Origin of the sequence: Bradyrhizobium sp. Mp27, from assembly GCF_029953005.1 — a bacterium.
Classification (GTDB): domain Bacteria; phylum Pseudomonadota; class Alphaproteobacteria; order Rhizobiales; family Xanthobacteraceae; genus Bradyrhizobium; species Bradyrhizobium barranii.
In genome coordinates, this window is the sequence record NZ_JASAUS010000011.1 from 103049 (window position 1) to 110263 (window position 7215).

The following is a 7215-nucleotide window of genomic DNA, read 5'->3' on the forward strand; positions in this document are numbered from 1 at the left end:
CCTCCTTTTCAATCGACTGGCCGGCTAGTTCCGGAGTCCGGCAGATGCACGTATCCTCGCGGGTATCCACGAATGGCAATGCCGGTCTCAAGGCGTCATGGGACGACGGCGAGCGCGTCTTTTGCCGCGAATGGCGCCGGGGCGCCGATGGCGATCTCAACAGTGTCCTGACCGTAAGGGCGGCGACGGAACATCCGCCGGCCGCGGTCCTCGACCGGCTCGCCCATGAATACGCCTTGCGCGACGAGCTCGATGGGACCTGGGCCGTACGGCCGCTGGAGCTGATCCGCGACGGTGGTCGAATCTTGCTGATATTGGAAGATCCCGGCAGCGAGCCGCTCGAACAACTGCTCGGCGCGCCGATGAAGCTGGACCATTTCTTGCGATTGGCTCTCGGCATCACCACCGCCGTCGACCAGCTGCATCGGCAGGGCCTGGTCCACAAGGATTTGAAGCCGGCCAATCTTCTGGTGACCGAGGCTGACGAGGTCAGGATCACCGGATTTGGCCTCGCATCTCGCTTGCCGCGCGAGCGACAGCAGCTCGAACCACCGGAGACCATGGCGGGCACGCTGGCCTATATGGCACCCGAGCAGACCGGCCGCATGAACCGGTCCGTCGATTCCCGCAGCGATCTGTACGCAATCGGCGTGACGTTCTACCGGATGCTGACGGGCGCACTGCCGTTCACCGCGTCCAGTCCGATGGAATGGGTGCACAGCCACATCGCCAGACGAGCCGTTCCACCCGCCGAACGGGTCAATGGCGTTCCTCGCGCCGTGTCGGCGATCATCATGAAGCTCCTCGCCAAGACGGCCGAGGACCGCTACCAGACCGCCGCCGGCCTCAAGAGCGACCTCGAACGGTCACTCGCCGAATGGGAAGCGCAGGGACGGATCGATGATTTCGTCCTGGCCCAAACCGATATACCGGACCGCCTGCTGATTCCCGAACGGCTCTACGGCAGGGAGCACGAGATCGAGGCGTTGCTCACCTCGTTCGATCGCGTCACCCGGAGCGGCACGCCCGAGTTGATCCTGGTGTCCGGCCCCTCCGGTATCGGCAAGTCCGCTTTCGTCGACGAAATGCAGAAGGCCTTGGTCCCGTTGGGAGGATTCTTCGCCTCCGGCAAGTTCGATCAGCACAAGCGCGATATGCCTTACGCGACGCTCGCGCATGCGCTTCAAGGCCTTGTCCGAGGCCTCCTCGCCAAGAGCGATGCCGATCTGGCACCCTGGCGTAGCGCACTGCACGACGCGCTGGGCCAGCTCGGTCAACTGATGGTGGATCTCGTACCGGAGCTGCGGCTGGTGATCGGGGATCAACCACCGGTCCCGGAGGCTCCCCCGCAAGACGCACAGCGACGCTTCCAACTCGTCGTTCGACGCTTCATCGGCGTCTTCGCCAAGGCGCACCATCCCCTCGTGCTGTTCCTCGACGACCTGCAGTGGCTTGACCTCGCCACACTGGATCTGATCGCGTTTCTTCTGAACAGATCCGATCTGCAAAATCTGCTTCTCATCGTCGCCTATCGACGCAGCGATGTCGACGTCAAGCATCTGCTGGCCCAACGGCTCGTCGAAATTCGGACCTCCCGCAAACGGGTGCGGGAAATCGACCTGGCCCCCCTCACCCGCGATGCCGTCCTGGAATTCACCGCGGATGCACTTCACTGCGAGCCGGCATACGCCATGCCGATGGCGCAGCTGATATACGAGAAGACGAACGGGAACCCGTTCTTTCTCACGCAGTTTCTGCGGGCGCTGGCCGAAGAAGAACTGCTGACCTTCGATCATGACAAGCGACAGTGGCGCTGGGATCTCGAACGCATCAAGGAAAAAAGCTACGCCGAAAACGTCGCCGATCTCATGGTCGGCAAGCTGAGCGGTTTGCGTAACGAGACACGTCAAGCCCTGCTGGAGCTGGCCTGCCTGGGCAACAGCGCCGAGATTGCAACGCTCTGCCTCGTGCACGGAACATCGGAGCAGACGCTGCACGCGGATTTGAAAGACGCGATGCATCTCGAACTGGTCCGACGCCTCAAGAGCGCTTACGCGTTCGTCCACGATCGCGTGCAAGAGGCCGCTTATGCGCTTCAACTGGACCAGGACAGGCGAACGGCCCTGCACCTTCGGATCGGTCTAGTCCTTGCAGCGCAGCTGACGCCCGACGAAACCAACGAGCGCGTCTATATCGTTGCCAACCAGCTGAACCGCGGCATCGCCGCTTTGACGAACGGCGCTGAACGCGAACAGGTCATTGCCGTCAATATCGCCGCGGGCCGGCGCGCGCGAAATGCAACGGCCTACCACGCGGCAGCAACCTACCTTGAAATCGCCCGCGAACTGCTCGGGGAGGAAGGGCATCCGCGGTGCAGCCGGGACGCCTTCGCGATCGGCCTGCTCCACGCCGAGTGCAAATTCCTGCTCGGTGAGCTGAACACGGCAGAAGCGGAATTGACGGTCCTGTCGCAGAGCTGTTCGGACGTCCAGGCGAGCGCCGAGGTCGCCAGGCTCCAGGCGCAGCTATACACCACCGCGGGACAGCTCGAGCGGGCGGTCGAGGTTTGCCTCGCATTCTTGCGCAGGACCGGGATTGACTGGTCTCCTCATCCCAGCCGCAGCGAGGTGGACGAGGATCGGCGGCGCCTGCGGAGTTTAACCGAAAAGCTGTCCGACGAGCAGCTTCATGCGCTACCGCCGATGACCGATCCGGATCATCGTGCGACCATGGGCGTCCTGGCCGACCTCCTCACGCCTGCGTTTCTGACTGATCGCAACCTCTCCGACACCATGCTCATGGAGGCCACTCGGCTGACGCTCGCGCACGGGACCAGCCCTGAAGCATGCTACCCGCTGACCGCGATTTTCGGCGTGCTCGCGAGCAGTTCAACCGATGCGGAACTTGGATTCCGGCTATCACAATTTGGCGCAGCCCTTGCTGACAGGCAGCCGCAGACGGGGCTGAGCGGCCGGGCGCTTCTGGTATTCGGCCTCCACGTGACCCCATGGATTCTCCCGATCCGATCGGGACGGCCGTTCATTCGGCGCGCTCTTGCGATCTGTTTGACGACCGGAGATCTGGCATTCGCGGCGTATTCGCATCGCGGACTGATATCGGTGGATCTCTTCTGCGGCGATCCGCTCATGGATGTCTGCTCGCGCGCCGAGCGGTCCCTGGCATTCGCCGAGGGTCTGGGCGTCCGATTGGCTGCGGAGGGCCTCATCAGGCAACGAGATCTGGCGCAGAGCCTTATGGGGCGCGATGGCCGGAATGACTTCGAGAGCCCCGCGGCGCTTCAGCCCTCGGATGCGAGCGAACCGATAAGCGCCTTCTTCTACTACGCGACGCAAATTCAGATCGAAGTCATTGCCGGACGTGACGATGTCGCGATTGCCCTCGCCTCACGCGCAGAAGCGCTCTCATGGTGCGTCCGCTCTTATTCGGATTTCACCGAATACCGGTTCTACACGGCGCTCGCTCATGCCGGGGCTTATCACGCATCACGACCCGAGGATCGCGAACGGCGCCTCGGCGACCTCCGGGAACACCACCGCAAGCTCACAGTCTGGTCCAACCGCTGCCCCGCGAATTACGCTGCGCGGCAGAAGCTCGTCGCGGCGGAGCTTGCGCGCATCGAAGGCCGCGAGCTCGAGGCGGAACAGCTGTACGAGGAATCGATCCGATTGGCGCAAGAATCCGGCTTCGCGCAGATCGAGGCGATCGCTGCGGAACGTGCGGCTGGGTTCTACGAGGCGCGCGGCATTCGAACGGTCGTCCTGTCCTACCTGACAAAAGCGCGCGATTGCTACGCGCGCTGGGGCGCCGAGGCGAAGGTGAGCCAGCTCGAGAAACTGCATCCGAATCTGCGGGAGCGAGGATCCGCGCTCAGCGCCGCAGGGACGATCGGAGCGCCGGTCGAACAGTTGGACCTTGCGACGGTTCTCAAGGTGTCGGAGGCTGTTTCAGGCGAAATCGTGCTGGAGAAGCTCACGGAGACCTTGCTTCGTTCGGCCATCGAGCATGCGGGTGCGGAACGTGGCGTGCTGATTTTACCGAGGGGTTCCGAGCTGAGAATTCGGGCGGACGCGGTGACTGGCGGCGGTTCGGTCAGTCTCGATCTCGCGGATTCACCGATCTCCGCCGCTGAAGTCCCGATGTCGATCGTGCTTTACACGGCTCGCACCCAGGAAAGCGTCGTGCTCGACGATGCCTCGACGAGCAGCGCGTTCGGCGGTGACGAGTACATCCAGAAGAAGCACGTCCGATCAGCCTTGTGCGTGCCGCTCGTCAAGCAGGGCAGCGCGGTGGCATTTCTGTATCTGGAGAACAATCTCGCCTCGCGCGTCTTCACACCCGCCCGCATCGCGATCCTCAAATTTCTCGCATCCGAGGCTGCGACCTCGCTCGACAATGCCCGTCTGTACCGGGAGCTTCAGGAGCGGGAATCGCGGATCCGCCGGTTGGTCGAGGCCAACATCATCGGCATCTTCATCTTCGATCACACCCCCGACATTCTCGATGCCAATGACGCGTTCCTGACGACCATGGGATATGATCGCGAGGATCTCGCCGCCGGCCGGTTGCGCTGGGCAGATCTGACGCCGCCCGAATGGCAGGAGCGCACCGACCGTGCCCGGGCCGAATTGAAGGCGACGCGGGTTGTCCACCCGTTCGAAAAGGCGTTCTTCCGCAAGGACGGCAGCCGGGTGCCGGTGCTGACCGGCGGAGCCTTGTTCGACGACGAGCAGGAGCAAGGCGTTGCCTTCGTGCTGGATCTCAGCGAGCGCAAGCGCGCCGAAACCGAGGCACGCGAGAACGAACAGCGTTACCGCGAGGCTCAGATGGAGCTGGCCCACGCCAACCGCGTGGCGGTGATGGGACAGCTGACGGCGTCGATCGCCCACGAGGTCAATCAGCCGAACACCGCCGTCATCGCCAGCGCGCAAGCGGCCCTGAGCTGGCTCGATCACCAACCACCGGCACTGGAGCAGACGCGCAGGGCGCTGACACGCGCGATCGAGAACGGCATCCGCTCCAGCGAGGTCATCGAGCGAATCCGGGATCTCGTCAAGAAATCACCGCCCAAACGGGATTCTCTGGCGATCAACAACGTCATCGGCCAAGTCATCGAACTCACGCAGGCTGAAGCGGCGCGGCACGATGTGTCGATCCAGACGATATTCGCCGATCGTCTGCCCAAGGTCATCGGCGATCGCGTCGAGCTGCAGCAGGTCACGCTCAACCTGATCCTGAACGCGATCGAGGCCATGAGCGAGACAACGGGGGGCAAGCGCGAGCTGTTGATCCAGACCGCGAGAGCGGATGCCGAGAGCATACGCGTATCGATCACGGATTCGGGACCAGGCTTGTCGGCGGAGGGCCTCGCGCGGCTGTTCGAACCCTTCTACACGACCAAGTCGGGCGGCCTCGGTGTCGGACTGTCGATATGCCGTTCGATCATCGTCGCGCATGGCGGCAGGCTCTGGGCGACTGCAAACGAACCGCGCGGCGCCGTCTTCCAGTTCACCGTGCCGATCGATGACGGCTTTACGGTTGGTTGAATCATCTCGGCTGGCGTCATCACACCGCAAAATTGGTGCGATGACCTGTAACCAAGGCCGGGCCGCGGACGAAATATAGCCATCGGATCGCGCCGGCGAAGCCAAGCACGGGCCGGAACAGGTCCGCCATCATCAGACGGTGTGCTGCAGGGAGAGATCAGTTGGGACTGTCCTGGCAACAAGGCCCGCTTTCAACGGGAGCAATCGGCCGCTTTCTCGTCCCCGAGCCGCTGCCCAAGCGACTCTTGTACGTCGAACCGTTACGCCGCCGCCTCCGCGTGCGCTTTGGGGGAAGCTGGATCACCGACAGCGAACGGGTGCTCCTGCTTTTCGAACCGGGCCGTTATCCTGTCGCCTATTTCCCGGAGGCCGATGTTTCCCCACATGTGCTGGAACCTACCGAGCACATCACGCAACACGCCGATCTTGGGCCGACGTCCTGGTACAGCGTTCGGGTCGACGAGCAACACATCGCGGCGCGAGGAGCATGGCGGCACACCGACCTGCCCGCCCATGCAGGCGATTTGCAGGGTCTGATCGCTTTTGCCTGGCGGGCCATGGATGCCTTCTACGAGGAAGACGAACGCATCGTGGGCCATGCTGCCGATCCCTATCACCGCATCGACATCCGCCAGACCTCTCGTAACCTCGTGGTCAACCACCAGGGCCGGGTCATCGCCGATACAAAGCGGCCGCTGGTCCTTTACGAGTCCGGCTTTGCACCGCGTTGGTACGTTCCACGTTCCGACATCGATGAGTCTGCCCTCACTCCGGTGAAGCTCCAGACCTTCTGCCCGTACAAGGGCCTCTGCAGCTACTACTCCATCGGAGACGCGCGCCAGGCGGCATGGTCGTATCCCGACGCCTATCCCGAAGTCCGCCGCATCTCCAATTTTGTATCGTTCGAGCCCGACATCGTGACGGTCCGTCTCGATGGCACGCAGCTGCGTCTCGAACCAGGCCAGTCGGTGGTTCCGCACGGCCCCGATCGTAATCTTGACATCGCCGAGGTGGTCCCCGAGCCAACGCCTGGTGGCCGGCCCGCTGAAGCCGCAACCAGTCCCCTCCATCGACGCTCGTGAGACGAACGAGCATATCTTCGAGATCGCGCAGCATTCAGCCTTTCGCGTCCACGACTATTGTGGCCCTCAACGGAGCCGCTCATCCCGAGCCTCCAGTACGGGAGCGCCACAATGTCCCATCGTTCGAACCAGACACGCTCGATCCGCTCCGCATTTGCGGGCCTTCTCCTGATCGGCTTGCTGTCGCCCGCACATGCCTCCGACCGGAACAGCTCTGTCGACGCCCTCCCCGATCTGCCGTCGCGGGCCGCCGCGCGTTTCGCCTCGGCCGAGCCGACGTCGCGCCTGCCCTGGCTCGCTCCGGTCGGCCACCGTCAGCCGAGCCGGGCCGATGCGCCTCAATCGGATGCTCTGTCGGCCTGGGAGCGTGCGCAGCAGCAGCGCGATCAGATGCTGGATCGCAAGCTCATCATCTGCCGCGGATGCTGAGCTAGCCCGGCCACCTCACGCTTGTCGGCCTAGTACCCGGAATCAGAGCTGAGTGATACGGCGGCCTTTGAAACGGCGTTGACGGACCTTTTTCTTGGTCCAGACGAAGGGCTCGGCTCTGTCGTTGTATGCGTTGACGT

General features: G+C 63.3%; 3 protein-coding genes. All 3 read left to right on the plus strand.

The annotated features are described in order from the left end of the window. The first annotated feature begins 44 nt into the window (after positions 1 to 44). The 3 genes from QJT78_RS10030 to QJT78_RS10040 all read left to right on the plus strand — a co-directional run bounded on the left by QJT78_RS10030 (position 45) and on the right by QJT78_RS10040 (position 7075). A complete protein-coding gene (locus QJT78_RS10030; RefSeq protein WP_038942495.1) occupies positions 45 to 5564 on the plus strand; it encodes an AAA family ATPase in 5520 nt (1839 codons plus the stop codon). Positions 5565 to 5725: 161 nt separating this feature from the next. Beyond that, positions 5726 to 6646: a DUF427 domain-containing protein gene (locus QJT78_RS10035; RefSeq protein ID WP_028148912.1), complete on the plus strand. Its 921-nt coding sequence runs from the start codon at positions 5726 to 5728 to the stop codon at positions 6644 to 6646. Positions 6647 to 6757: 111 nt separating this feature from the next. Beyond that, the gene (locus QJT78_RS10040; RefSeq protein WP_240537519.1) at positions 6758 to 7075 is read left to right on the plus strand and encodes a hypothetical protein; all 318 of its coding nucleotides are present in this window, start codon (positions 6758 to 6760) and stop codon (positions 7073 to 7075) included. The last annotated feature ends 140 nt before the right edge of the window (positions 7076 to 7215 follow it).

Bases quoted from the DNA above. Each gene is read 5' to 3' on its own strand.
- QJT78_RS10030 (WP_038942495.1), top strand. From the start codon at position 45: ATGCACGTATCCTCGCGGGTATCCACGAATGGCAATGCCGGTCTCAAG.
- QJT78_RS10040 (WP_240537519.1), top strand. From the start codon at position 6,758: ATGTCCCATCGTTCGAACCAGACACGCTCGATCCGCTCCGCATTTGCG.